This is a genomic window from Comamonas testosteroni, assembly GCF_030505195.1.
GTDB classification, from domain to species: Bacteria; Pseudomonadota; Gammaproteobacteria; order Burkholderiales; family Burkholderiaceae_C; genus Comamonas; species Comamonas testosteroni_G.
In genome coordinates, this window is the sequence record NZ_CP129672.1 from 1,306,935 (window position 1) to 1,330,520 (window position 23,586).

General features: G+C 63.0%; 21 protein-coding genes. 16 read left to right on the forward strand and 5 right to left on the reverse strand.

Translation table 11 applies throughout. The features are described from left to right. Positions 1-31 precede the first annotated feature (31 nt). The gene (locus QYQ99_RS05995) at positions 32-2,002 is read right to left on the reverse strand and encodes a DNA topoisomerase IV subunit B (RefSeq protein WP_302091846.1); all 1,971 of its coding nucleotides are present in this window, start codon (positions 2,000-2,002) and stop codon (positions 32-34) included. Positions 2,003-2,416: 414 nt separating this feature from the next. Here QYQ99_RS05995 and QYQ99_RS06000 point away from each other — a divergent pair, with 414 nt between their 5' ends. From QYQ99_RS06000 to bamC, 7 genes are all read left to right on the forward strand, one after another. Then, complete coding sequence (locus QYQ99_RS06000) at positions 2,417-3,613, forward strand: MFS transporter (RefSeq protein WP_302093124.1); 1,197 nt, start codon at positions 2,417-2,419, stop codon at positions 3,611-3,613. Between the two features lie 16 nt (positions 3,614-3,629). Further along, positions 3,630-3,761, forward strand: coding sequence for a hypothetical protein (locus QYQ99_RS06005; protein ID WP_302091847.1), 132 nt, complete (start codon positions 3,630-3,632; stop codon positions 3,759-3,761). Between the two features lie 42 nt (positions 3,762-3,803). Beyond that, positions 3,804-4,616: an SDR family oxidoreductase gene (locus tag QYQ99_RS06010; protein WP_302091848.1), complete on the forward strand. Its 813-nt coding sequence runs from the start codon at positions 3,804-3,806 to the stop codon at positions 4,614-4,616. Between the two features lie 82 nt (positions 4,617-4,698). Continuing rightward, a complete protein-coding gene (locus tag QYQ99_RS06015; protein WP_437439064.1) occupies positions 4,699-5,319 on the forward strand; it encodes a class I SAM-dependent methyltransferase in 621 nt (206 codons plus the stop codon). A 35-nt stretch (positions 5,320-5,354) separates the two neighbouring features. Next, positions 5,355-7,505, forward strand: coding sequence for a DUF6630 family protein (locus QYQ99_RS06020; RefSeq protein ID WP_302091850.1), 2,151 nt, complete (start codon positions 5,355-5,357; stop codon positions 7,503-7,505). Between the two features lie 298 nt (positions 7,506-7,803). Beyond that, positions 7,804-8,700: a 4-hydroxy-tetrahydrodipicolinate synthase gene (gene dapA, locus QYQ99_RS06025; protein ID WP_302091851.1), complete on the forward strand. Its 897-nt coding sequence runs from the start codon at positions 7,804-7,806 to the stop codon at positions 8,698-8,700. A 63-nt stretch (positions 8,701-8,763) separates the two neighbouring features. Then, positions 8,764-9,876 (forward strand): outer membrane protein assembly factor BamC, encoded by a 1,113-nt coding sequence (gene bamC / locus QYQ99_RS06030; RefSeq protein ID WP_302091852.1) that lies wholly within the window; start codon positions 8,764-8,766, stop codon positions 9,874-9,876. A gap of 306 nt (positions 9,877-10,182) precedes the next feature. Here bamC and QYQ99_RS06035 read toward each other — a convergent pair whose 3' ends face one another. The 3 genes from QYQ99_RS06035 to QYQ99_RS06045 form a co-directional block, all read right to left on the reverse strand. Then, a complete protein-coding gene (locus QYQ99_RS06035; RefSeq protein WP_034359978.1) occupies positions 10,183-10,449 on the reverse strand; it encodes a hypothetical protein in 267 nt (88 codons plus the stop codon). 377 nt (positions 10,450-10,826) lie between these two features. Continuing rightward, entirely contained in the window at positions 10,827-11,951 is a 1,125-nt protein-coding gene (locus QYQ99_RS06040) for a JmjC domain-containing protein (protein WP_302091853.1), read from the reverse strand. Between the two features lie 71 nt (positions 11,952-12,022). Continuing rightward, on the reverse strand, positions 12,023-12,973 hold the full coding sequence (locus QYQ99_RS06045; RefSeq protein WP_302091854.1) for a helix-turn-helix domain-containing protein: 951 nt from the start codon (positions 12,971-12,973) through the stop codon (positions 12,023-12,025). Positions 12,974-13,328: 355 nt separating this feature from the next. On the opposite strand from QYQ99_RS06045, the gene QYQ99_RS06050 reads away from it, so the two are divergent. From QYQ99_RS06050 to QYQ99_RS06065, 4 genes are all read left to right on the forward strand, one after another. Then, entirely contained in the window at positions 13,329-14,780 is a 1,452-nt protein-coding gene (locus tag QYQ99_RS06050; RefSeq protein ID WP_302091855.1) for an aldehyde dehydrogenase, read from the forward strand. A gap of 176 nt (positions 14,781-14,956) precedes the next feature. Further along, a complete protein-coding gene (locus tag QYQ99_RS06055) occupies positions 14,957-15,277 on the forward strand; it encodes a c-type cytochrome (protein WP_302091856.1) in 321 nt (106 codons plus the stop codon). 13 nt (positions 15,278-15,290) lie between these two features. Next, complete coding sequence (locus QYQ99_RS06060) at positions 15,291-15,806, forward strand: hypothetical protein (protein WP_302091857.1); 516 nt, start codon at positions 15,291-15,293, stop codon at positions 15,804-15,806. Positions 15,807-15,825: 19 nt separating this feature from the next. Next, positions 15,826-17,376, forward strand: coding sequence for an FAD-binding oxidoreductase (locus QYQ99_RS06065; RefSeq protein WP_302091858.1), 1,551 nt, complete (start codon positions 15,826-15,828; stop codon positions 17,374-17,376). 253 nt (positions 17,377-17,629) lie between these two features. On the opposite strand, the gene QYQ99_RS06070 is transcribed toward QYQ99_RS06065, so the two are convergent. After that, positions 17,630-18,610, reverse strand: coding sequence for an AraC family transcriptional regulator (locus QYQ99_RS06070; RefSeq protein WP_302091859.1), 981 nt, complete (start codon positions 18,608-18,610; stop codon positions 17,630-17,632). 217 nt (positions 18,611-18,827) lie between these two features. Here QYQ99_RS06070 and QYQ99_RS06075 point away from each other — a divergent pair, with 217 nt between their 5' ends. The 5 genes from QYQ99_RS06075 (at position 18,828) to QYQ99_RS06095 (ending at position 23,564) form a co-directional block, all read left to right on the forward strand. Next, positions 18,828-20,051 (forward strand): amino acid ABC transporter substrate-binding protein, encoded by a 1,224-nt coding sequence (locus QYQ99_RS06075; protein WP_302091860.1) that lies wholly within the window; start codon positions 18,828-18,830, stop codon positions 20,049-20,051. A gap of 217 nt (positions 20,052-20,268) precedes the next feature. Further along, entirely contained in the window at positions 20,269-21,144 is an 876-nt protein-coding gene (locus tag QYQ99_RS06080) for a branched-chain amino acid ABC transporter permease (RefSeq protein ID WP_302091861.1), read from the forward strand. Beyond that, positions 21,141-22,091 carry a branched-chain amino acid ABC transporter permease gene (locus QYQ99_RS06085; RefSeq protein ID WP_302091862.1) on the forward strand — a complete coding sequence of 317 codons (951 nt, stop codon included), beginning with the start codon at positions 21,141-21,143 and terminating at the stop codon, positions 22,089-22,091. The genes QYQ99_RS06080 and QYQ99_RS06085 overlap by 4 nt, the downstream gene beginning before the upstream one ends. Further along, the gene (locus tag QYQ99_RS06090; RefSeq protein WP_302091863.1) at positions 22,088-22,858 is read left to right on the forward strand and encodes an ABC transporter ATP-binding protein; all 771 of its coding nucleotides are present in this window, start codon (positions 22,088-22,090) and stop codon (positions 22,856-22,858) included. Before QYQ99_RS06085 ends, QYQ99_RS06090 begins: the two co-directional genes overlap by 4 nt. Then, entirely contained in the window at positions 22,851-23,564 is a 714-nt protein-coding gene (locus tag QYQ99_RS06095; RefSeq protein ID WP_302091864.1) for an ABC transporter ATP-binding protein, read from the forward strand. Before QYQ99_RS06090 ends, QYQ99_RS06095 begins: the two co-directional genes overlap by 8 nt. Positions 23,565-23,586: the final 22 nt, after the last annotated feature.

The following is a 23,586-nucleotide window of genomic DNA, read 5'->3' on the forward strand; positions in this document are numbered from 1 at the left end:
GACCGCTAGTGCAGGCGTTGACAACGCCCGCCTAGATATCGACCTCCACGGCATCGCCATGCAGCTCCATCAGCTCGCGGCGGGCGGCGGCTTCGCCCTTGCCCATGAGCTTGGTGACGACGGCTGCCGCCTCGGAAAAGTCCATGTTCATGAACTGCACGGCAGGCATGCGACGCGTATCGGGGTTCAGCGTGGTTTCCCACAGCTGCTCGGCATTCATCTCGCCCAGGCCCTTGAAGCGGCTGACCTGGCATTTCTCGCGCGGCACGCCGTCCTTGGCGCATTTCTCGATGATGGCATCGAGCTCGCCCGCATCGAGCGCATAGACCTTGATGGCCGGCTTCTTGCCGCGCGCAGGCACATCCACCCGGAACAGCGGCGGCAGCGCCACATGGATGTGACCGGCTTCGATGAGCTTGGGGAAATGCTTGAAGAACAGCGTCAGCAGCAGCACCTGGATGTGCGAGCCGTCCACGTCCGCATCCGAGAGAATGCAGATCTTGCCGTAGCGCAGACCGGAGAGATCGGGCTCGTCATTGGGGCCATGCGGGTCCACACCGATCGCCACCGAAATATCGTGGATTTCGTTGTTGGCGAACAGCCGGTCGCGGTCCACCTCCCAGGTGTTGAGCACCTTGCCGCGCAGCGGCAGGATGGCCTGGGTTTCCTTGTCGCGGCCCATCTTGGCGCTTCCGCCGGCAGAGTCGCCCTCGACCAGAAACACCTCGTTGACGGCTATGTCCTTGCTCTCGCAATCGGTCAGCTTGCCGGGCAGCACGGCCACGCCGCTGCCCTTGCGCTTTTCCACCTTCTGGCCGGCCTTCTGGCGGGTCTGGGCGGCCTTGATGGCAATCTCGGCCAGCTTCTTGCCCCAGTCCACATGCTCGTTGAGCCACAGCTCCAGCGCCGGGCGCACAAAGCCCGAGACCAGACGCACGGCGTCGCGCGAGTTCAGGCGCTCCTTGATCTGGCCCTGGAACTGCGGATCCAGCACCTTGGCGTTGAGCACATAGCTGGCGCGCGCAAACACGTCGTCGGGCATGAGCTTGACGCCCTTGGGCAGCAGCGAGTGCATGTCGATGAAGGCCTTGACGGCCTGGAACAGGCCGTCGCGCAGGCCGCTGTCATGCGTGCCGCCAGCGGTGGTGGGAATCAGGTTGACATAGCTTTCGCGCAGCGGCGCGCCGTCTTCGGTGAAGGCCACGCACCAGGCCGCGCCCTCGCCTTCGGCAAAGCTGTCGTTGTTCTTGTCGGCAAAGCCCTCGCCCTCGAACAGGGGGATGACGGGCTCGCCATGCAGGCTCTGCGCCAGATAGTCGCGCAGACCGCCCTTGAACTGCCAGCTCTGGGTGTCACGCGACTTTTCATTGGTCAGCGAAACAGCCACGCCGGGCATGAGCACGGCCTTGCTGCGCAGCAGATGCACCAGCTCGCCCATGGGCAGGGCCGAGGATTCAAAGTATTTGGCATCGGGCCAGGCACGCACCGTCGTGCCCTGCTTGCGCTCGCCGGCCTGCAAAGGGCGCACCTTCAGCGGCTCGATCACATCGCCGCCCGAGAACACCAGCGTGGCCACCTGGCCGTCGCGGTGCACCTGCACCTCCAGACGCGTGGCCAGCGCATTCGTCACCGAGACGCCCACGCCATGCAGACCGCCCGAGAAGCTGTAGGCGCCGCCATTGCCCTTGTCGAACTTGCCGCCCGCGTGCAAACGCGTGAAGACCAGCTCCACCACGGGCGCCTTCTCTTCGGGGTGCAGACCAAAGGGAATGCCGCGCCCGTCGTCCTCCACGCTGTAGGAGCCGTCGGCATGCATGGTGAACTTGATCTTCTTGCCATAGCCGGCAAGCGCCTCGTCGGCCGCGTTGTCGATCACCTCCTGCAGGATGTGCAGGGGGTTGTCGGTGCGCGTATACATGCCGGGACGCTGTTTGACAGGCTCAAGACCCTTGAGAACGCGGATCGAGCCTTCGGAATATTCGTTGGACGGTTTGACTGCCATGGGGGCGGATTGTAGTGGCCTCTGCGGATGAGAGCTGGATAAATTCACAGTTGTTTACTCCCAATACTCTTGCACAAAGCCCGAACATCTGTCTTGGCAACGTGTTTTTACCGGGTCTTTATCGTAGAGAAAACTATTAAAAAGATAGCTTGTACTGCTTGTAATTTATAGGTTTCAGATAGTTTTTTATCTACATTCTTTACAAGGCTTACGTAAGAAGCTCACTTTTTATTTTCTGCTGCGCTGCGCATCCACGCAACCCGGCACTGCCATCGCATTCTGGCAGGCCGGACTGCCACGCATGTGACGAGCGGTGCAGGCGCAAAACAGCGGGTTTCGTTACAGTGGTGTGCTGACCGCCCCCAAGCCTTTTTTCGCACACACGGCATGACTACAAAGACAACTCCAGCCCCCATGTCCATGGCGCAGATTCTTCTGTGCGGTGGCGCCATCGTCACGCTCTCCATGGGCATACGCCACGGCTTCGGCCTGTGGCTGCAACCCATCACCCAGGAGATGGGCTGGACGCGCGAGAGCTTTTCCCTGGCCATTGCCGTGCAGAACCTGTCCTGGGGCATCTTGGGCATCTTCGTCGGCATGCTGGCCGATCGCATCGGTGCCTTCAAGGTGCTGATCGGCGGCTCCGTCCTCTACGCCCTGGGGCTGGTCGGCATGGCGCTGTCGCCGAGTTCCACGGTGTTCCTGCTGACCGCCGGCGTGCTGATCGGCGCGGCCCAGGCCGGCACCACCTATGCCGTGATCTACGGCGTGCTGGGCCGGCAGATTCCCGTGGCGCGGCGCAGCTGGGCCATGGGCGTGGCAGCGGCCGCGGGATCGTTCGGCCAGTTCTTCATGGTGCCCGTGGAGGGCAAGCTGATCGCGCAGTTCGGCTGGTCCAATGCCTTGCTGATACTGGCGCTGTTCGCGCTGCTGATTACCGCGCTGGCCTTTGGCCTGCGCGAGCCGGGCTTTGGCGGCAGCACGCCCATCAAGCGCGAGCAGACCGTGGGGCAGGCGCTCAGGGAAGCCTGGACCTACCCCAGCTTTCTGCTGCTGATGGCGGGCTACTTTGTCTGCGGCTTCCAGGTCATGTTCATTGGCGTGCACATGCCCAGCTATCTGAAGGACTTCGGCATGGCGCCCCATGTGGCCAGCTATTCGCTGGCCCTGGTCGGCCTGTTCAATATCTTCGGCACCTATCTGGCCGGCAATCTGGGCCAGAAGCTGCCCAAGCGCTATCTGCTGTCGGGCATCTACGGCCTGCGCTCGGTGGCCACCGTGGCCTTTTTGCTGGCCCCGCTCTCGCCCTGGTCGGTCTATGCCTTCTGCGCCGCCATGGGCTTTCTGTGGCTGTCCACCGTGCCGCTGACCAATGCCACCATCGCCCAGATCTTCGGCGTGCAGCATCTGTCCATGCTGGGCGGCTTTGTCTTCTTCAGCCACCAGATCGGCAGCTTCCTGGGCGTATGGCTGGGCGGCTATCTCTACGACATCAACGGCAACTACGACATGGTCTGGTACCTCTCGATTGCCCTGGGCATTTTTGCCGCCGTCGTCAACCTGCCCGTGCGCGAGACAGCCATTGTTCGCAGCACGCCCAGCGTCGCCTGATTCCGGAGACACCGCCATGCCGCTCAAACTCTGGCAACGCATCTCCATCTGGTCTGCCGTGCTCGTGCTGCTGCTGGCGGTGTTTGCCCTGTATCTGCAACCGGAATTCATGCTCACACTGGCAGACCAGGTCTGGGCCTGCTTCTGAGCCCTTGGGCAAGCCGCCCGGGCAGCATGGCCGGGAGAGAGCATGGCCCGCATCATCATCACCGGAGCCTCGGACGGCATAGGCGCCGAAATGGCCCGCCAGCTGGCACAAACCCATGGCAGCGGGCTGCAGCTGACGCTGGCTGCGCGCAATGCCGGCAATCTGCTAGCCGTGGCAGAGCAATGCCAGGCCCTGGGGGCGCAGGTGCTGACAGTCCCCACCGATGTGAGCGAAGAGGCCCAGTGCCGCGCGCTGATCGACGCCGCCGTGCAGCAGTTTGGCGGGCTGGACGCCCTGATCAACAACGCCGGGATCTCGGCCCATGCGCTGTTCGAGCAGGTCAGCGCACAAGACCTGGGCTGGTATGAAAGATTGATGCGCGTCAACCTCTGGGGCAGCGTCTGGTGCACCCATGCGGCACTGCCGCACCTCAAGGCCAGCAAGGGCTCCATCGTCGCCGTGTCTTCGCTGGCCGGGCTGATCGGCGTGCCGGGCCGCACGGCCTACAGCGCCAGCAAGTTCGCCATGGCCGGCTTCTTCGAAGCCCTGCGCATCGAGCTCAAGCCCGCCGGCGTGAGCGTGACCACCGCCTACCCCGGCGTGGTGGATACGCGCATCCGCTACCACGGCTACAACGCCAGAGGCGAGACCGCAGGCGTCAGCGGCCTCAAGGAAGACGGCGCGATGACGGCGGTCGAATGCGCGCGCCTCATCCTTGACGGCCTGAAGCGCCGCCAGCGCGAGGTGGTGATGACCGGCAAGGGCAAGCTGGGCCGCTTCATCAAGCTGATCGCCCCGGGCATGGTGGAAGACATGGCCCTGGCCGCGCTCAAGGACGATGTGAAGCCGCACTGAGCCGACGGCGAGCGGCTGCCGATGCAGCAACGCACAGGCCATGCAAGGATTGGGCTGCGGGCACTGCTATAGTTTTCGCAAGATGACCAGCCACTCCCAGCCTCCCGCACCCGCCCCCATTCCTGCTACGACCGCCAGCCACTGCGCGCCGGCGCCCTCCGCCTGGATTGCCCGCTTTGCCCATCTGGTACGCCCGCAGGGCTCGGTGCTGGATCTGGCCTGCGGCATGGGCCGCCATACCCGCTTCTTCTCGGCCTTGAACCACACGCTGACCAGCGTGGACAAGGCGCCGGAGGCGACGCGGTCCGTGGCGGATATCGCCGAGGCGATTACCGCCGACATCGAAAACAACGCCTGGCCGCTGACGGGCCGCAGCTTTGACGGCGTGGTCGTCACCAACTATCTGTGGCGTCCGCTGTGGCCGCTGATTCTGGACAGCGTCAAGCCCGGCGGCGTGCTGCTCTACGAAACCTTCGCCCAGGGCAACGAAGCCTATGGCAAGCCCTCGCGCCCGGACTTCCTGCTGGCGCCCGGCGAGCTGCTGCAAGTCTGCGCCGGCTGGAACATCGTCGCCTACGAACACGGCCTGCTTGAGCAGCCCGCGCGCGTGGTGCAGCGCATTGCCGCCATCCGGCCCGATGGCGCGACCGCACCTGCCGCACCCACTGCACCTGCCGCACCCGTTGCACTTTTGCAAGCCTGACGCTCTTCTTCTGCATCCACCTGCGCCCACCTGCCATGCCCGCCTACGCCCTGCTGCTTGCCCACAACGAACACCCCAGTCCCTCGACACAGTGGCCCGCAGAACCCGGCGGCAGCTGCGACGGCTGGGCCGAGTGGTTCAGCAGCACGCCGCTGCTGTTCAGCGTGCTGCTCGGCGATGCGCGCCAGCTGCCCGAGCTGGTGCCCTGCAGCGCCTATCAGGACAGGCAAAGCCTCTCGGCCCTGGCCGCCCCCATGGAGCAGGTCCGGGCCCGCTGGCAATGGCTCAAGGGCGTGATTGCGCCACTGCCCTCAAAAGGCCCTGCGCATTGGCCCGATTCCATCAAGAGGCAATGGCAGCAAATCGACCACACCATCAGCACCAGCACGCGCCAATGGCTGTTGCTGGACTGCGCCACGCTATGTCCGCATGACTTTGACGAGGCCGAGTTCACGACCTTTTTGCAGGCCCAGCGCGAGCGATGCCGGCAATGGAGCTGCAGCGGCGGCGAGCTGCCCGAATCTCTGCAGGCCTTGAAACGGGCGCCGCAATCCCATCTGGGATGGTGGAGCGATTCGGTCATTGCCCGCACCGAGGTCATCGAGCAGCAAAGCGAAGAAGACTGGCCCGCCTGGCTGGCCGATCACTACGAGCCGCGCCACCATGGCGCCTGGGACGAAGCGACCGAAAGCTATTACGTCATGCCCAGGCTGCACCCGCGCACGGGCCTGAAGCCACAGAACGAGGCCGAGCGCGACCACTGGCCTGTGGGCATGGTCACGCCCTATGGCCGCTGGCTGCAGCGCCCCCTGGAGGGCGCGAGGATGGCCTTTGTCTCTGGCGAGCATCTGAGCGTGCACTACCCCGAGACCACGCCGGGCGAAGGTGCGAAGTCCGGCATCAAGGATTTGAACGGCATCTGGCTGGTATCGCCCTCCGAGGTCTATCGCGACGCCTATGCCGTCACGCCCCAGGTGATGGCCTGCCGATCGCCGGGGCAGGAAAACATGCAGGACCTGCGCAGCCTGCCCAGCCTCGCGCTGCTGCACGAGGGGCTCAGCAGCATCGACTACAACGAGGAACAGGACGAATTCATCCGCGCCGAAAAAGGCCCATACGGCAACTCGCGCCAGCTGCTGCTCAAGGCAGACGGCCTGCCGCTGTTCGATGCCAGCCGCTACTGGCACATCAACGACTTCAGCGCCAAGACAAACCTGGCCGTCGCCTGCGTCCGGGAACCCTTTGTCAACGAGCAGGGCGAGCAAGAGCACCGCATCCTCGAAGGCGTGATCGACATCCGAGGCCAGGAAATCATCCCCTGTCGGTTCAAGACCATAGAGCGCGGCTTCAGCAGCTCGCCCCCCAAGGTATTTCCCGGCCGCAAGCTTCTGGCCATCACCGAAAAAGGCGAGCCGCGCATCTTCAACACCAAAGGCAAGCTGCTGGCTGCCCCCGATATCTGGTGCCCGCCGCTGAACTGCAGTCCGAAGAAAAATGAGCTGCTCACCTTTATGGGCGAAGGTCCGGAGGCCGAGTTGGTCATGTTCTCCCTCCAGGATTTCAGCATCACCCGCACCGGAGAAACCTGGGAGGACTACCGCAATGCGCTGCGCGGCATGTTCAAGGGCCTGAGTGGAGACATCCCCGAGCCCACGACCATGACCCGCGCGGAACTGATAGAGGCAGAGGATGAGGACTGGATGCAGGATATGTCGCGCATTCTCTGCCTGAATGACCAAAGCCGGGCCGCACAGCTGCTGCTGCAATGGCGCGACTGCGTGGCGGCACCTGATCCTGAGGACATGGGCTGGGACGAAGATGACGAGATCGACCCCGATGTCATGCATCTGCCCGCAGGCGAGAACGCGCTGACCCTGTACTGGGTGCATCTGCTTGCCGTTGCCGATCAGTTCGCCCGATTTGACTGGAAGGATGCCGAGGGCATTGCCGCCACGCACTGGCTGCCCGGCACCGATGACTGGCAATGGGACACGCCTGCTGACGGTGTTGAATCGGGCCTGGAGAGCATGGCCGAACATCTGACCGGCCGCCAGCTGGCCCTGATCAAGCTGGCCACCGATGACGACAGCCTGCGCGTGACCGTGGTGCGCGCGGCAGATGCCGAGGACTTCATGGAGCGGCTGGCGCAGGCCCATATCAGCGCCTGGAACTACAGCGCGAACTGAAGCGATGCCGGCGGGGTGGGACCTGGGCTCGCCGGGCCAGCCTGCAGGCTCTGAGGAAGGCGGACGACCCGCTCCGCGCAAGACCTGAAAAACCGCCAAACCGCAGCCATGCCGTCCGAAACAGCGCCACGATCAACGAACAATATGACGCACAAAAATTAAATATTTCGTCATTTCGTCATTTATCAACAACACTTCGACAAAAACAGAGTTTTGCTAGACACTGTTGATGGCAAACCACTGCCTGCACCCTGTCCCTGTTTGTAGAATTCATTTTTACCGTTTTCTGATTGCGGATATGACATCACCCTCCGTTGCTCTCACTGGCAGCATTGTTGCCCTCATTACGCCCATGCTCGAAGACGGTAGCGTCGACTACCCGTCGCTGCGCAAACTCATCGACTGGCATGTGGCCGAAGGCACCAACTGCATCGGTGTGGTCGGCACCACCGGTGAATCGCCCACCGTGAATGTCGAAGAGCATTGCGAAATCATTCGTGTCGCCGTGGAACAGGCCGCCGGCCGCGTCTCCATCATGGCCGGCTGCGGCGCCAACAGCACGCACGAAGCCATCGAGCTGGCCAGGTACGCCAAGAAGGTGGGCGCCGACAGCCAGCTGCAGGTCGTTCCCTACTACAACAAGCCCACACAGGAAGGCCAGTACCAGCACTTCAAGGCCATCGCCGAAGCCACTGGAGACCTGCCCGTGGTTCTGTACAACGTGCCCGGCCGCTCGGTTGCGGACATGCAGCATGACACCGTGCTGCGTCTGGCCCAGATCCCCGGCATCATCGGCATCAAGGAAGCCACCGGCAACATCGAGCGTGCTCAATGGCTGATCCGCGACGTGCCTGCCGGCTTCGGCGTCTACTCCGGCGACGACCCCACCGCCGTGGCACTGATGCTGTGCGGCGGCCACGGCAATATCAGCGTGACGGCCAACGTCGCGCCCCGCCTGATGAGCGAGCTGTGCAAGGCTGCCATGGCCGGCGATACCAAGCGCGCCATGGAAATCCAGTTCAAGCTCATGCCTCTGCACAAGAGCCTGTTTGTCGAAGCCAATCCCATTCCCGTGAAATGGGCAGCAGCCCGCATGGGTTTGTGCGGCCCCACCATGCGCCTGCCCATGACGCAGCTGAGCGAGCAATGCGAAGCAGTTGTTGAGGATGCTCTGCGTAAAGTTGGCGTACTCTGATCGAGTTGCGCTAAGCTAGCGGTTTTTCGCACATAGCTTGAACGCTACCCAAGGACAATCCGCGTGAAACAACAAACAGCACGTTTGAGCCTGCTCAGCATCGCGCTGGGCCTGTCTGCCTGCACGACCACGTTCCAAGAGACCAAGATCGACTACAAGAGCGCGGGCAAGAATCAGGCCCCCTCTCTTGAAGTCCCTCCGGATCTGACGCAGCTGTCGCAAGACTCGCGCTATACCGTCCCTGGTGGCGTGGTATCCGCTGCTGCCATGCAGGCCAATGCCAAGGCAGCCAAGCCCGCCGACAACAACACAGCAGCCAACAAGATTGGCGACGTCCGCATCGAGCGCGACGGTGCCGAACATTGGCTCGTGGTTGATCGTGCAGCCGACAAGCTCTGGGAACCCACTCGCGACTTCTGGCTGGAAAACGGTTTCATCTACTCGATGGAAGACCGCCAGTTGGGCATTCTCGAGACCGACTGGGCCGAAAACCGGGCCAAGCTGCCTCAGGACATCATCCGCAGAAGCCTGGGCAAGGTGTTCGATTCGCTCTACTCCACCAGCGAGCGCGACAAGTTCCGCACCCGCCTGGAGCGCGAGCCCGATGGCAAGACCCGCATCTACGTCACCCACCGTGGCATGCAGGAGGTCTACACCAGCGAGCGCAAGGACAACACCATCTGGCAACCACGTCCTCGCGACCCCGAACTGGAAACCGAATTCCTGCGCCGCATCATGGTCAAGCTGGGCGTGAGCGAAGAGCAGGCCTCTGCCGTCGCCAAGGCCGATAGGTCTGCGGCCACCACCTCGACCGGCGCACGCATGGACACCATCAACGGCGTGCCCACTCTGCAGCTGCAAGAAGGCTTTGAGCGCGCATGGCGCCGCGTTGGCGTGGCACTGGACCGCACCGGCTTCACCGTGGAAGACCGCGACCGCAGCCGTGGCCTGTACTATGTGCGCTACGTGGACCCGAACGCCAAGCCTGAGGCCAAGGGCTTCTTCAGCAAGATCTTCAGCCAGGGCAAGGAAGCTGCTGCGCCTCAGAAGTATCAGATCCAGGTCAAGGGTGACGGCAACAAGTCCCAGGTCAGCGTGCTCAATGAGCAAGGCCAGCCCGACAGCAGTGCCAACGGCCAGCGCATCGTGCGCATCATCACCGATGATCTGAAGTAAAGAGCGCTGCACCCATACAAAAGCCACCAGGCTCGGCTCTGGTGGCTTTTTTCATGTCCGAGCGAATCGAGCTTCGGCCTGAGGCTACAAGGCGCATGCCGCGCTTGCCCGCCAGAATCCGCCCAAGTGCAAGTGCAAGTGCAAGTGCAAGTGCAAGTGCAGGTACAGGTACAGGTACAGACCTTGTATGTCGACAGGCATCCGCAGCGTGAAGATCCGCTGCGAAATCCAGACGCAAAAAAACCGCACCTGAGTGCGGTTTTTTCATGCTTGAGGCCTGGGCCTCAAGCTGGCTGATGCAGCGAATTACTTGGCAGCAGGAGCTTCAGCGGCGGGAGCAGCAGGAGCGTCAGCGGCAGGAGCAGCAGGAGCGTCAGCGGCGGGGGCAGCAGGAGCGTCAGCAGCAGGAGCAGCAGCGTCAGCGGCGGGAGCAGCAGGAGCTTCAGCAGCAGGAGCGGGAGCAGCAGGAGCTTCCACAGCAGGAGCGGGAGCAGCAGGAGCTTCTTCCTTCTTGCCGCAAGCAGCCAGAGCAGCAGCAGCGATCACAGTAGCCAGAATCAGAGAGTTCTTCATGACAGTTTCCTAAATGGTAGGTTCAGCAGACGGTATGCAGATTGCCATTACGGTCAGCCTTTTGCAGCTATTGATCGCTATGGCATATCAGGTCAAACGATAAATTCGACTCAGCCCGCATTATAGGTAGTTTTGCCCATTGCTGACTAACACTGACAGCAACTAGACAATTCTGCACAAATCGGCGCGTTCTCATTTACCGGGCAAGCCCACGCTTGCCTTGTGTCGCACTGTGGAGCATAAGTTTCTTCCTGTCAAATCCCTGACTGAGCTTTGCCGTAGATTTACATAATCTATACAAAGCCCGCCGAATCGACAAAAGCCACAGAGGACAAACCCGTAAGTTAGCACGATCGCAGTTACAAGTCCACCCTGCGTCAGTCGCCCGAGCGAACCCAGCCCGCATCGAACCACGACGACAGCAACTCCAGCGCATCATCGCTGGCAGTGGCCAGATCCTTGCGCGACAGCGCCCGGGTGTCCGCCAGCTTGCGCATCAGCGTGGCATCGCGGCCGCCCGCCAGATAGCTTTCGCCATTGATGAAGATGTGCCTGGCGTCATACATCATGCGCGTTCGGCGATCCAGCACCACGCTCTCGAACATGCCGTTTTCATCGCCATGCTCGAACCAGACATTGGGCTTGGGGTCGCTCAGATACTCGCCCAGCGCGCGCTCCAGTGCCAGCGGCTCGGCCATGGCCTTCTTCAGTGCCTCGCGGGCAAAGTCATACATGGCTTCAGGAATCAGCGCCGGGCTGCTCACGGCCTCCTGCTTGGGGTCGCGATAAATGACCGGAGTTTCGGGCTCGTCGGGCTCGTCCGACATGCGCAGCAGCAACTCGCGGCCCAGCTCGCTGCGATCGGGCGAGCGAAAGCCTATCGAGTACGTCATGCATTCGCCTTCGGCCACTCCGTCATGCGCCCACTTGGGCGGCAGGTACAGCATGTCGCCGGGCTCCAGAACGAACTCTTGCTCGGGCTCGAAGTTGGCGAGAATTTTCAGTGGCTTGCCCTGCTGCAAAGACAGGTCTTTTTGACGACCGATGCGCCAGCGACGCTTGCCGTGGGCCTGCAGCAGGAACACGTCATAGCTGTCGAAATGCGGGCCGACGCCCCCCTGATCGGTGGCAAAGCTGATCATCAGATCATCGAGGCGCGCCTCGGGCACAAAACGGAATTGCTGCAGCAACTCATGCGCCTTGGCGTCATGCATGTCCACGCCCTGCACCAGCACGGTCCAGCCCGGCTTGGTCAACGCAGGCAGGCTGCGACGAGACAGCGGGCCATGGCTGAGCTTCCAGCTATCACCTTCCAGCTGCTGGATCAGGCGCGACTCCACGCCATCCTCACCCGCCATGGCCAGCAGGCGAGCACGCGGAATCGGGGCCTTGAAGCCGGGGATGGCCTGGCGCACCAGCAAGGGCTTTTTGTGCCAGTGGCGGCGCATGAATTGAGAGGCGGTGAGCCCACCCAGCAGGGTGAGCGGCGTATTGATGTCCATGAATACAGTCCTGCTTTCTAAGCAACGGACTGCATTGTCCTATAGGCCTTGAAAACGCTGGTCAGCACAGATCAATGACCAAGCGCTCTGAACTCGGACGGCGACATGCCGGCATAGGCCTTGAAGGCACGGCTGAAGTGCGCGCTGTTGCCAAAACCACAGCCCATGGCAATTTCTGTAATGGTGCGATGCGCGAGCGCCGGGGAATGCAGCTCCCGCATACAGAGCTCCAGCCGGCTTTGCTGGATGAAGCCGCCCAGCGACTGGTCTCGCCCCGCAAAGGCGTTGTGCAGATGCCGACGGCTGCAATTGAGTGCCTCGGCCACCTGATCGACCGACAACCCGGGGTCGCGCACATGGCAGGCCACATGCTCGCAGATGCGGTCGTACAGGGCCTGCTTTTGCGTCACCGCCGTGGCCTGCCCGCCAAGCGCCTGCAGGGACAGATGCACCATGTCCACCAGCAACTCCCCGGCGCGGCGGGCCAGCGGTGCCGCCATATTGTCCAGCTCCTGATAGGTGCTGCGCATGGTCTGCAGAGCAATGCGCGCAATGCCGGCGCTGCCCCCCACCGATCGACCCATGAGGTTTTCCAGACGCAGGCCTCGCTCGGCAATGCTCTGTTTGGGCACCATCATGATCAGGTGCTCCGTGTGCTGGGGATTGGCCACCACGTAGGGCTGCGAGGTGTCATAGATGGCCCAGCTGCCATTGCTCACGCAGGCCTTGCTGCCGTACTGCTGCACCTCGGCATGGCCGCTCCAGGGCGCCACGATCTTGAGATAGGCCGCTTCGCTGTCGCGCAGACGGTGGCTGTCGCGTATGACGCGGTGACGCCCGGCATCCAGCTTGGTGAGCATCACATCGCCTGCGTATGCCACGCTCAGATGCCCGTCAAAACAGGTGTCGCCATACAGATCCGTATCCAGACCCAAGAACAGCTGCGCCATCCAGTCCTGCCAGGCTGGTGCAGTTTCCTTCTCGGGAAGACCATCGGTACTCAGTACCATGGGCGCGGTCATGGGCCTTGACTCCTCGTTATATCTATCTCTGCCTGTGCCGACAAAGTACCGCAATTATCGGTAAGTGAGCACTTTCGTGCTCAGGCCATCAAGAATCTCCCACGCTGTATTCAAACTAGTGCAAACCCTAGGCCGCGTGCACGATTCGTCAAACGGTTTGTGCACATTACGCACAGCATCTTGCCAAGGCTTTTCCTACGATCACTCACACGCCAGTCTCAGGCGAAACACCACAAAAGGGGAAGACGAGCCCGGTGACGCAAGCCTTGTGCAACGACACCAGCTCCCACTTTTTGAACTTGCATCAACAAGCAGTGACCGAGGTCACGCGCCCTTGGTAGTGAAGGAAGCGAAGATGATTGAACAAAGCATGCTTATCGGCGGTCAGACCGTACAGGCCAGCAATGGTGCCACTTTCGAGCGCAGGAACCCTCTGGACGGATCGGTCGCCACGCGTGCCCCGGCCGCCACAAGCGCCGATGCAGTGCGTGCCGTGGAAGCCGCTCAGGCAGCCTTCCCGGCCTGGGCAGCCCTGGGCCCCACAGAACGCCGACTGATGCTGATGAAGGCCTCCCAGGCCCTGGAAGCCAAGGCCGAGGCCTTTGCCGCAGCCATGGCAGCAGAAACCGGTGCCTCCGGCATCTGGGCCGGCTTCAATGTGCATCTGGCCGCCAACATGTTTCTCGAAGCCGCATCGCTGACCACCCAGATCAACGGCCAGCTGATTCCTTCGGACATTCCCGGCAGCATGGCCATGGCTGTACGCCAGCCTGCCGGCGTGGTGCTGGGCATCGCCCCCTGGAATGCCCCCATCATCTTGGCCGTGCGCGCCATTGCCACGCCCCTGGCCTGCGGCAATACCGTGATCCTCAAGGGCTCGGAGCTGTGTCCCGCCACCCACGGCCTGATCATCGAAGCGCTGCAGGAAGGCGGCTTGCCGCCCGGCGTGGTGAACTTTGTGACCAATGCGCCCGAAGACGCCGGCACAGTGGTTGAAGCCATGGTGGCCCACCCCGCCGTGCGCCGCGTGAACTTCACCGGCTCCACGCGCGTAGGTCGCATCATCGGCCAGACCTGCGCCAAACACCTCAAGCCCGTCATTCTGGAGCTGGGCGGCAAGGCCCCGTTCCTGGTGCTGGACGATGCCGACATCGACTCCGCCGTGGCCGGCTGCACCTTTGGCGCTTTCGCCAACTCGGGCCAGATATGCATGTCCACCGAGCGCATCATCGTGGACGAGGCCGTGGCCGAGGAATTCATCGGAAAGCTGGTGGCCCGCGCCACAACCCTGCCTCTGGGCGACCCCCGCAAAGGCCCTGTGGTGCTGGGCTCCGTCGTGGACATGAACACCGTGAACCGCGTCAACGAGCTCATCGACGACGCCGTGGCCAAGGGCGCCAGGATTCTGTGCGGCGGCAAGGCCGGCGACACCCTGATGGCCGCCACGCTGATCGACGGAGTGACCCCCGAGATGCGCATCTTCCGCGAAGAGACCTTTGCCCCCGTGAAGGCCATCGTGCGCGTGCGTGGCGAAGAGCAGGCCATCGCCATGGCCAACGACAACGAGTTCGGCCTGTCTTCCGCCGTCTACACCAGGGACACAGCGCGCGGCTGGCGCGTGGCAGGCCGCATTGAGGCGGGCATCTGCCATGTCAACGGCCCCACCGTGCACGACGAAGCCCAGATGCCTTTCGGCGGCGTGAAGAACTCGGGCTACGGTCACTTTGGCGGCCAGGCCGGTATCGATGCCTTCACCGACACGCGCTGGATCACCATGCAGACCACCGCACGTCACTACCCCTTCTAAAGCGCCCAGGACAGCAGCCATAGCCGGCAGGCATGACGGCTGTCTTCGCTTGAAACCTCCATCGCGGCCGCTGGGCCATGGGGCAAAGACCTCAGGCGCAGCGCCCGCATGGGCAAGGCGCGAAGCCCCGCCCGCGCCTTGTGTCTGCCGACCCAAAGAACCTCCGGAGACCCACGTTGAAACATGCCTCCCAACTGGCCCTGGCAGCCCTGCTGTCCGGCCTCAGCCTCGCTGCCTCGGCTGCGGACTCTCACAGCATTGGCCCCGGCCAGCGCTTCTACGAAAAGACCTGCGCCAAATGCCATGAAGCCGGCATAGGCCCCATCATCAAGGGGCGAGGCTTTCCGCCCGCGACCTACGTGATCATTGCGCGCAACGGCATGAACGCCATGCCATCCTTTCGCGTGACCGATATCGACGACGCCACGCTGGAAGACTTGGCAAACTACCTGTCCAAGACAGAGGCCCCCAAGGCTGCCGAGCCCGCCAGGAAGTAAGGAGGACGATGTAATGCAAGCCGATCGTCGCTCCCTTCTCAAAGCTCTGACCGCTACAGGTCTGGCTGTCTCCGGCATAGGCTGGGCACAGGCTGCCACTTCCGCCGCAGGCCGGACCGCCAGCGCAGCCACGCGCTCCGCCGAGGTGCTGGCCGTGACATCCTCCATGCACGCCAGCGCGCTGGACAAGGCCTTTGTGGCCGGTGTCCAGAGCACGTCCCGCAACGCGTTGCACACCGGCCTTCAAGGTCTGGACAGCGCCGCATTCCATCAATTGGGCGAGCTGCTGAGCGACAGTCAGGAAACCCTGTTGGTGGGTCTGCTCGATGACGCCTCGGCCACGCTGGTGCTGGACCTGGTTCGCTCCTGCGGTGGCCGCGTGCTGGCCGTGGAACACCATCGCGTGGACGGCGCTGCCGCCGACTGGGCCCAGGCGCTGGGTCGGTCGCTGGCGTCCAGTCAGGTCATGAACACCACCACGGCGGCAGCAGGCAAGGAAGCCCGCGTGTCCTTTAGCTGCGTAATCTAAGAAACAAGGAAAGCAGAGCATGACAAGCAAATACATGGCCCTGCCCAAGGGCATGAGCGAGAGCAGCTTTGATGCGGCCATCGCCCAGTTCAAGAAAGCCCTGGGCGAAGACAATGTGATGATCAAGGACGAGCTGGTTCGTCCCTACACCAAGGTGATGATGGCTGTGCCTACCGAAGAGCACACACCGTCCGCCGTGGTGACGGCCACCACCGTGGAGCAGGTGCAAGAGGTGGTCAAGATCTGCAACGCGCACAAAGTGCCCGTGTGGACCATCTCCACCGGCCGCAACTTCGGCTACGGCTCGGCCGCGCCGGGCCAGCGCGGCCAGGTGGTGCTGGACCTGCGCAAGATGAACAAAATCATCCACGTGGACCCCGAGCTGTGCACGGCCCTGGTCGAGCCTGGCGTGACCTACCAGATGCTCTACGACTACCTCGAAGAGAACAAGATTCCCTTGATGTTGTCGTTCTCGGCCCCCTCGGCCATTGCCGGTCCTCTGGGCAACACCATGGACCGCGGCGTGGGCTACACCCCCTATGGCGAACACTTCATGATGCAGTGCGGCATGGAAGTGGTGATGGCCAACGGCGATGTGCTGCGCACCGGCATGGGAGGTGTCAAGGGCGACAAGGCCTGGCAGGTTTTCAAGTGGGGTTACGGCCCGACGCTGGACGGCATGTTCACCCAGTCCAACTACGGCATCTGCACCAAGATGGGGTTCTGGCTGATGCCCAAGCCCCCGGTCTTCAAGCCGCTGGAAATCCAGTTCGACGAAGACAGCGATATCTCCGAGATCGTCGAATTCATCCGCCCCCTGCGCATCGCCCAGGTCATCCCCAATTCGGTGGTGATTGCCGGCGTGCTGTGGGAAGCGTCCACCTGCAACACCCGCCGCTCGGACTACACCACCGAGCCCGGCCATACGCCCGACGCCATCCTCAAGCAGATCCAGAAAGACAAGCACCTGGGTGCCTGGAATGTCTACGCTGCGCTGTACGGCACCAGGGAGCAGGTCGACGTCAACTTCAAGATCGTGCAGGACGCGCTCAAGAAGCTGGGCAAGGGCCGCTTGATCACCGAGGAGATGGCCGGAGACACCCAGCCCTTCAAGTACCGTGCCCAGCTCATGTCAGGCGTGCCCAACCTGCAGGAATTCGGCCTCTACAACTGGCGCGGGGGTGGCGGCTCGATGTGGTTTGCCCCGGTGTCGCAGGCGCGCGGCAGCGAGTGCGACAAGCAGAAGTCGCTGGCCAAGAAGATCCTCAACAAGCATGGCCTGGACTATGTGGGCGAGTTCATCGTCGGCTGGCGCGATATGCACCATGTCATCGACGTGCTGTACGACCGCAGCAACGAAGAGGAAACCAAGCGTGCCAACGCCTGCTTTGCCGAGCTGCTGGACGAGTTCGAAAAGGAAGGCTATGCCGTGTACCGCGTGAACACTGCCTTCCAGGAGCGCGTGGCCAAGAGCTACGGTCCGGTCAAGCGCGATATCGAACGCAAGATCAAGCGTGCTCTGGACCCCAACGGCATTCTGGCTCCGGGCAAGTGCGGGATTGATATCTGAGGCTCCCCCTGAGCGGCTTTGCCGCTTCCCCCTCTCTCGCTGCGCGGGAGGGGGACAATACCTTCGCTGCGGGGCGGCCCTTGCTCGGTATTACTGAGTCAGAGCATGCTCAATCCAACGCTCTTGGTCGCAGCCAAGCACGCAAAAAAGCCACCCGATTTGAAAACGCCGGGTGGCTTTTTTGTTTTTGGATTGCTACCTTATTGATAGCTTACAGCGTATTTAATATCTGGACCTGAGGCTTGTTTAACTCTTAATTGAGCAATTTGGAGCCAAACATGCCGGCCCTGAACTGCGCGGGCGTCTGCCCCGTGTGCTGCTTGAACAGGCGGCTCAGATGCGCGCCGCTGGCAAAGCCGCTGGCCAGCGCCAGCTCCGTCAAAGTGCAGTGGCGATTGGCAGGACTGAGCAGCTCGCGCTGGAACAGGGCCACGCGCTCGGCCCAGATATGCTGGCTGATGGACAGCCGCTCCTCGGCAAAGGCGTTGTAGAGATGACGCTTGCTGCAGTTGAGCGCTGCGGCCACGGCATCCACGCTCAGGGCCGGATCGCGCAGATGCTGGCGCACATAGGCCTTGATGCGGCCCAGCAGCAGCTCGCTGGCGCTCAACGAGGCCGCACGGCCGCAGGCATCGAGCAGGGACAGCTGGATCAGCTGCAGCAGCGAATCCGTCACATGCTGGGCCAGACCCTGGCCCATGGCCCGGCATTCGGCAAAGGTGCCGCGCATCATGTCCAGCGCAATGCGGGACACGCCTTCGCTGCCGCCCACATAGCGTCCCATGAGGGCGTCGATGGCGCGGCCATCGTCTTCGAAGCGGCTTTTGGGCAAGGTGATGATCAGATGCTCGCACCACTCGGGGTTGAGCACCTCGTACTCCTGCGTGGTGTCGTAGATCAGCCACTGGCCGCTGCGCGCCACGGCTTCGCGCCCGTTCTGGCAGACGCGGGCCTGGCCATGCCAGGGGGCCACGATCTTGAGAAAGTCGGTGCTGTGGCGTGCCATGCTGGCCGAAGTGCGTCGCACGCGATGGCGGCTGGCCTCGATCCGGGTCATGCCCACCGGCCCCAGCTCGAAGGTGCCCAGTCGCGCCGAGAAATGCTGGTCGCCATAGACATCGCTCTCCAGGCCATAGAGCGTGGACATCCAGTGCTGCCAGGCGCCCACGGCTTGAGCGCCTTGCATCTCGGTCATCTTCTCGGTCACTTGGTAGGCAGGAATGTCTGGCCGCATCTGGGCTCCTGAAGAAGTAACAGGATGCTTCATTATCCATAGCGACCCGGACCAGGGCCCGGGCAAAACCGGCGCTTCGCAGGGAAATCAGTGTTTACCCACAGACACTTGCATGCACAGACAAGACGCAGTGCACGCCCAGACAAGCCCCTGCCGCCGCGATTTCCTACGATGGCCGAAGAACCCGGACACCTGTCCATCAAAAAAGGAGACAAGCATGACATTCGCCGACAAGCGTTTTGTTCTCAAGAGTCTGGTCGCTGCCACCGCCCTGGCGGGTCTGTGCGGCACGGCCCTGGCCCAGGAAGCGCCCCAATCCATCCGCATCGGCTGGGCCATTGCCAAGACGGGCGTCAACGCGGGCGGCACCTCGGTGACCACAGCGCCCAACTACAAGCTCTGGGTCAAGGAGATCAACGACGCCGGCGGCATCATGCTCAAGGCCTACAACAAGCGCGTACCCATCGAGGTCATCGAATACGACGACCGCTCCAGCACCGAAGAGGCCGTGCGCGCCACCGAGCGCCTGATCACCCAGGACAAGGTGGACTTCGTGCTGCCGCCCTGGGGCACGGGCTCCAATCTGGCCGTGGGTCCGACCTACGAAAAGCACAAATACCCGCTGCTGGCCGCCACCTCGGTGACCGACAAGGCCCCCGATCTGGCCAAGCGCTGGAAGCATGCCTTCTTCTTCCTGGGCACGGGCGGCGAATATGCCGAGGGCCTGGTCGCCATGCTGGAAAAGGCCAAGAAGGACGGCAAGATCAACCACAAGATCGCCATGATCAACATCGCCGACGGCTTTGGCGTGGAGCTGGCCAATGCCACGCGCAAGGCCGCCAAGCAGCATGGCTTCGAGCTGGTCTACGACAAGAGCTATCCGATCGGCACGCAGGACATGACGCCCATCATCAACGAGGCCAAGGGCAAGGGTGCCGACACCTTCGTGGCCTACTCCTACCCGCCCGACACCATGCTGATCAACGAGCAGGCCAGGACGCTGGGCCTGGCTCCCAAGGTGCTGTTCACCGGCGTGGGCACGCAATTTCCCATGTTCAAGGGCAAGTTCGGCGCAGCTGCCGAAGGCGTGATGGCGCCGGGCGGCATCGATGCCGGCAACCCGCAGATGCAGGCCTATCTGAAACGCTTCAAGGAGGTGACCGGCCAGGAATCGGACCGCTTTGCCAGCCCCATCGTCTACACCTCGCTGCAGATGCTGCAGCAGGCCATCGAGCGCGTGGGCAAGATCGACCGCGCCGCCGTGACCCAGGAGCTCAAGAGCGGCAGCTTCGAGACCGTGCTCGGCCCCGTCAAGCTTGAAGGCCAGATGCTGACCAAGCTCTGGCATGTGGGCCAGTGGCAGAACGGCGAGTTCAACGCGATTGCGCCGACTACACGGGCGGGGGTGAAACCTGCGGTGATTCCTAGAAGCCCCCCCTGAGGCGCTTTGCGCCTTCCCCCTCTCTCGCTTCGCGGGAGGGGGACGACAGCCTCGGTGCGGGGCTGCCCTTCCTCGCTGTCCCGTTGCTGGGGCATGCCTATTCCAGCATTCGCCCAGCTACGCAAGAACTATCAAAACAAGAGCTGGTTGCGCATGTCTCGCTTTAACTTCGCATTGATTTCATAACAAGAACAATGAATCACCAGCGGTACACGCTATGAATTTAATAGACATCCTTCTCGCTGGCGCGATGCTGGGCGGGCTCTACGGCCTGGTGGCCATGGGGCTGACGCTGCAGTATGGCGTGGCGCGCATCATGAATCTCTCGTATGGGGAGTTTCTGATTGCACCGGCCTTTCTGGCTTTTTTTGCAGTGAGCGGCTGGGGTGTTTCGCCGCTGCTTCTGGTGCTGCTGGTGGTGCCGCTGGGCTTTGCCATCCAGTGGCTGATCTATCAGCTGCTGCTGACCCCGCTGGTGCGCCGCGCCAAGGGCGGGCCGGCGCTGGAGGTGGATTCGATTCTGGCCACCTTCGGCATGCTGTTCGTCGTGCAGGGCGTCATGCTGGTGATGTTCGGCGGCGACTATCACAGCTACAGCTATCTGGCCGATCCCGTGGAGATCCTGGGCAGCAAGGTCGCGGCCAACCGCCTGCTGGTGCTGGGCTTTGCCATCGTGCTGGGCGGCGGCCTGTACCTGCTGCTGACGCGCACCCGCGCCGGCGCCGTGGTGCGTGCCGTGTCCGTGGCACCGCAGTTCGCCCATCTGGTCGGCATCAATGTGCGCAGCACGGCGGCCCTGGCCTACGGTCTGGGCGGCGCGCTGGTGGCGATCTGCGGCGTGCTGGTCAGCATGTTTTTGCCCTTCTCGGCCAGCATGGGCACCATGTTTGCCATGAAGGCGCTGATCGTCGTCATCATGGGCGGCGTGGGCAACCTCATGGGCTGCCTGGTGGCCGGCATGCTGCTGGGCTTTGCCGAGACGCTGGTGGCCTCCTTTGTCGACCCCGGCCTGACGCTGGCCGTCAATTACGCGGTGTTCCTGCTGGTGCTGCTGTTCAAGCCCACCGGTTTGTTCGGGAGGGCCGCACGATGAATCCGATCCATCGCAAAGAAATCCTGATCTGGGCCGTCAGCGCCATCGCCGCCGCCGGTCTGGCCCTGCTGCCGCGCTGGCTCACGGATGAGTACTACCTCTCGCTCATGATCAGCATCCTCATGTACTGCGTGCTGGCCACGGCCTGGGCGCTGTTCTCGGGGCCCACGCGCTATATCTCGCTGGCCACCGTCGCCTTCTTCGGCATGGGCGCCTATGTCACCGCCGTGTTCGGCGAGTCCCTGCCCTGGGCCGCCGTGCTGGGGATTGCGGCCGGCGTGGGCCTGGTCATGGCCTTGATCGTGGGCCTGTCCACGCTGCGGCTGTCGGGCGTGTACTTTGTGATCTTCAGCTTCGGCCTGGCCGAGCTGGTCAAGCAGCTCGTCACCTGGTGGGAAGTCAACATCACCAAGGATCTGGGCCGCTATGTGTTCGTGGAGATCACCCAGCTCGATATCTACTGGCAACTGCTGGCCATGCTGGCCCTGGTGCTGGCGCTGCGCGCCCTCATCAACCGCTCGCGCCTGGGCCTGGCCCTGCGCGTGATCGGCGAGGACGAGACCGTGGCCAGCCATGTGGGCATCAACACCACCACGGCCAAGCTGCTGCTGTTCGCCGTCAGCGCCGTGTTCATCACCGTCACGGGCGCCATCATGGCTCCGCGCTGGACCTATATCGACCCCAGCATTGCCTTTGCTCCTGCCGTCTCGTTCCAGACGCTGATCATGGCCCTGCTCGGCGGTGCCGGCGCGCTGTTCGGCCCGATTCTGGGGGCCGTGCCGCTGGTGCTGCTGTTCGAGTACCTGGGCGCCAACTTCCCCAACCATTTCTCGATTCTGCTGGGCCTGGTGTTCATCGTGATCGTGTACTTCATTCCTCAGGGTCTGTCTGGCGTGCTGGCCAGGCTGCCGGGCAGGAATGCGGCCAGCAAGGGAGAGCAGCCATGAAGACCGCCACCCTGCTTTCGGTGCGCGGCGCCACACGGCGCTTCGGCGGCCTGGTGGCCGTCAACGCACTGAGCTTTGACGTCTACCCGGGCGAGGTCGTGGGCCTGCTCGGCCCCAATGGTTCGGGCAAGACCACGGCCATGAATCTGATCTCGGGTGCCCTGCCCATCAACGGCGGCGAGATCTGGTTCAACGGCAAACCCATCCACCCGCTCAAAAGCCACCAGATCGCCCGCCTGGGCGTGGCGCGCACCTTCCAGCTGGTCAAGGTGCTGGGCTCCATGAGCTGCAGCGACAACGTCATTGCCGGCATGGCCTTCAAGCCCCGGCCGCTGTTTGGCAAACCTGCCGCTGCGCGTGCCCTGCAACTGCTCAATCAGGTCGGACTGGCCGAATTTGCGAATACTCCGGCAGGCGAGCTCACCTATATCAACCAAAAGCGTCTGGAGCTGGCCCGCGCGCTGGCGCTGGAGCCGCAGATCCTGCTGCTCGACGAATGGCTGGCAGGCCTGAACCCCACGGAGCTGCAGCAGGGCATTGCGCTGATCCGTCAGTTGCAGGCCACGGGGCTGACGATTCTCATGGTCGAACATGTGATGGACGCCGTGCATGCGCTGTGCAGCCGCTGCGTGGTGATGAATGCGGGCACAAAAATAGCCGACGGCCCCACGGCCCAGGTGCTCAAGGAGCCCGAGGTGGTGCGAGCCTATCTGGGGGAAGAGGTGAGTGCGGATGAAGACCAGTCAGCGGAGGCCCGCCATGCTTGAAGTGCGCAATATCTCGGTGAGCTACGGCAAGCATGAGGCGCTGCACCAGGTCAGTCTCCAGGTGCAGCCCGGCGAGCTGGTCGTCATGCTGGGTGCCAACGGAGCGGGCAAGTCCAGCCTGCTCAAGGCGCTGGGCGGCATGGTCACACCCCAGGCCGGCGCCAGCGCGCAACTGGCCGGCCAGGAGCTGATGCAGCTGCCACCACATGCCATCGTGCAATCGGGTCTGGCCCTGGTGCCCGAGGGGCGCGGCGTGTTCGGCGATCTCAGCGTCAAGGAAAACCTGCTGCTCGGTGCCCAGCCCCGGCGCGCACGCGCCAACGAGGCCCGGAATCTGGAGCAGGTCTTCGCCCTCTTTCCCAAGCTGCGCGATCGTCTGACCCAGGCCGTGCGCACCATGAGCGGCGGCGAGCAGCAGATGGTGGCCGTGGGCCGCGCGCTCATGAGCCAGCCCGATATCCTGCTGCTGGACGAGCCTTCGCTGGGCCTGTCGCCGCTGATGTGCAAAGAGCTATTTTCGGCCCTGGCGCGCATCAAGACGCTGGGCATGGGCGTGCTGCTGGTGGAGCAGAACGCCCGCCAGAGCCTGGCCATCGCCGACCGGGGCTATCTGCTGGAGACCGGGCGCATTGTGGGTGAAGGCTCGGCACAAGCACTTGGCAGCAGTGCTGCTGTCAGACGCGCCTATTTGGGCGGCGAACATTGAGAGATATAGATACCCCCTGAGC

Bases quoted from the DNA above. Each gene is read 5' to 3' on its own strand.
- QYQ99_RS06085 (WP_302091862.1), top strand. From the start codon at position 21,141: ATGAATCCGATCCATCGCAAAGAAATCCTGATCTGGGCCGTCAGCGCC.
- QYQ99_RS06050 (WP_302091855.1), top strand. From the start codon at position 13,329: ATGATTGAACAAAGCATGCTTATCGGCGGTCAGACCGTACAGGCCAGC.
- dapA (WP_302091851.1), top strand. From the start codon at position 7,804: ATGACATCACCCTCCGTTGCTCTCACTGGCAGCATTGTTGCCCTCATT.
- QYQ99_RS06070 (WP_302091859.1), bottom strand. From the start codon at position 18,610: ATGCGGCCAGACATTCCTGCCTACCAAGTGACCGAGAAGATGACCGAG.
- QYQ99_RS06005 (WP_302091847.1), top strand. From the start codon at position 3,630: ATGCCGCTCAAACTCTGGCAACGCATCTCCATCTGGTCTGCCGTGCTC.
- QYQ99_RS06010 (WP_302091848.1), top strand. From the start codon at position 3,804: ATGGCCCGCATCATCATCACCGGAGCCTCGGACGGCATAGGCGCCGAA.
- QYQ99_RS06015 (WP_437439064.1), top strand. From the start codon at position 4,699: ATGACCAGCCACTCCCAGCCTCCCGCACCCGCCCCCATTCCTGCTACG.
- QYQ99_RS05995 (WP_302091846.1), bottom strand. From the start codon at position 2,002: ATGGCAGTCAAACCGTCCAACGAATATTCCGAAGGCTCGATCCGCGTT.
- QYQ99_RS06075 (WP_302091860.1), top strand. From the start codon at position 18,828: ATGACATTCGCCGACAAGCGTTTTGTTCTCAAGAGTCTGGTCGCTGCC.
- QYQ99_RS06035 (WP_034359978.1), bottom strand. From the start codon at position 10,449: ATGAAGAACTCTCTGATTCTGGCTACTGTGATCGCTGCTGCTGCTCTG.
- QYQ99_RS06040 (WP_302091853.1), bottom strand. From the start codon at position 11,951: ATGGACATCAATACGCCGCTCACCCTGCTGGGTGGGCTCACCGCCTCT.
- QYQ99_RS06065 (WP_302091858.1), top strand. From the start codon at position 15,826: ATGACAAGCAAATACATGGCCCTGCCCAAGGGCATGAGCGAGAGCAGC.
- QYQ99_RS06045 (WP_302091854.1), bottom strand. From the start codon at position 12,973: ATGACCGCGCCCATGGTACTGAGTACCGATGGTCTTCCCGAGAAGGAA.
- QYQ99_RS06095 (WP_302091864.1), top strand. From the start codon at position 22,851: ATGCTTGAAGTGCGCAATATCTCGGTGAGCTACGGCAAGCATGAGGCG.
- QYQ99_RS06020 (WP_302091850.1), top strand. From the start codon at position 5,355: ATGCCCGCCTACGCCCTGCTGCTTGCCCACAACGAACACCCCAGTCCC.
- QYQ99_RS06060 (WP_302091857.1), top strand. From the start codon at position 15,291: ATGCAAGCCGATCGTCGCTCCCTTCTCAAAGCTCTGACCGCTACAGGT.
- QYQ99_RS06000 (WP_302093124.1), top strand. From the start codon at position 2,417: ATGTCCATGGCGCAGATTCTTCTGTGCGGTGGCGCCATCGTCACGCTC.
- QYQ99_RS06080 (WP_302091861.1), top strand. From the start codon at position 20,269: ATGAATTTAATAGACATCCTTCTCGCTGGCGCGATGCTGGGCGGGCTC.
- QYQ99_RS06090 (WP_302091863.1), top strand. From the start codon at position 22,088: ATGAAGACCGCCACCCTGCTTTCGGTGCGCGGCGCCACACGGCGCTTC.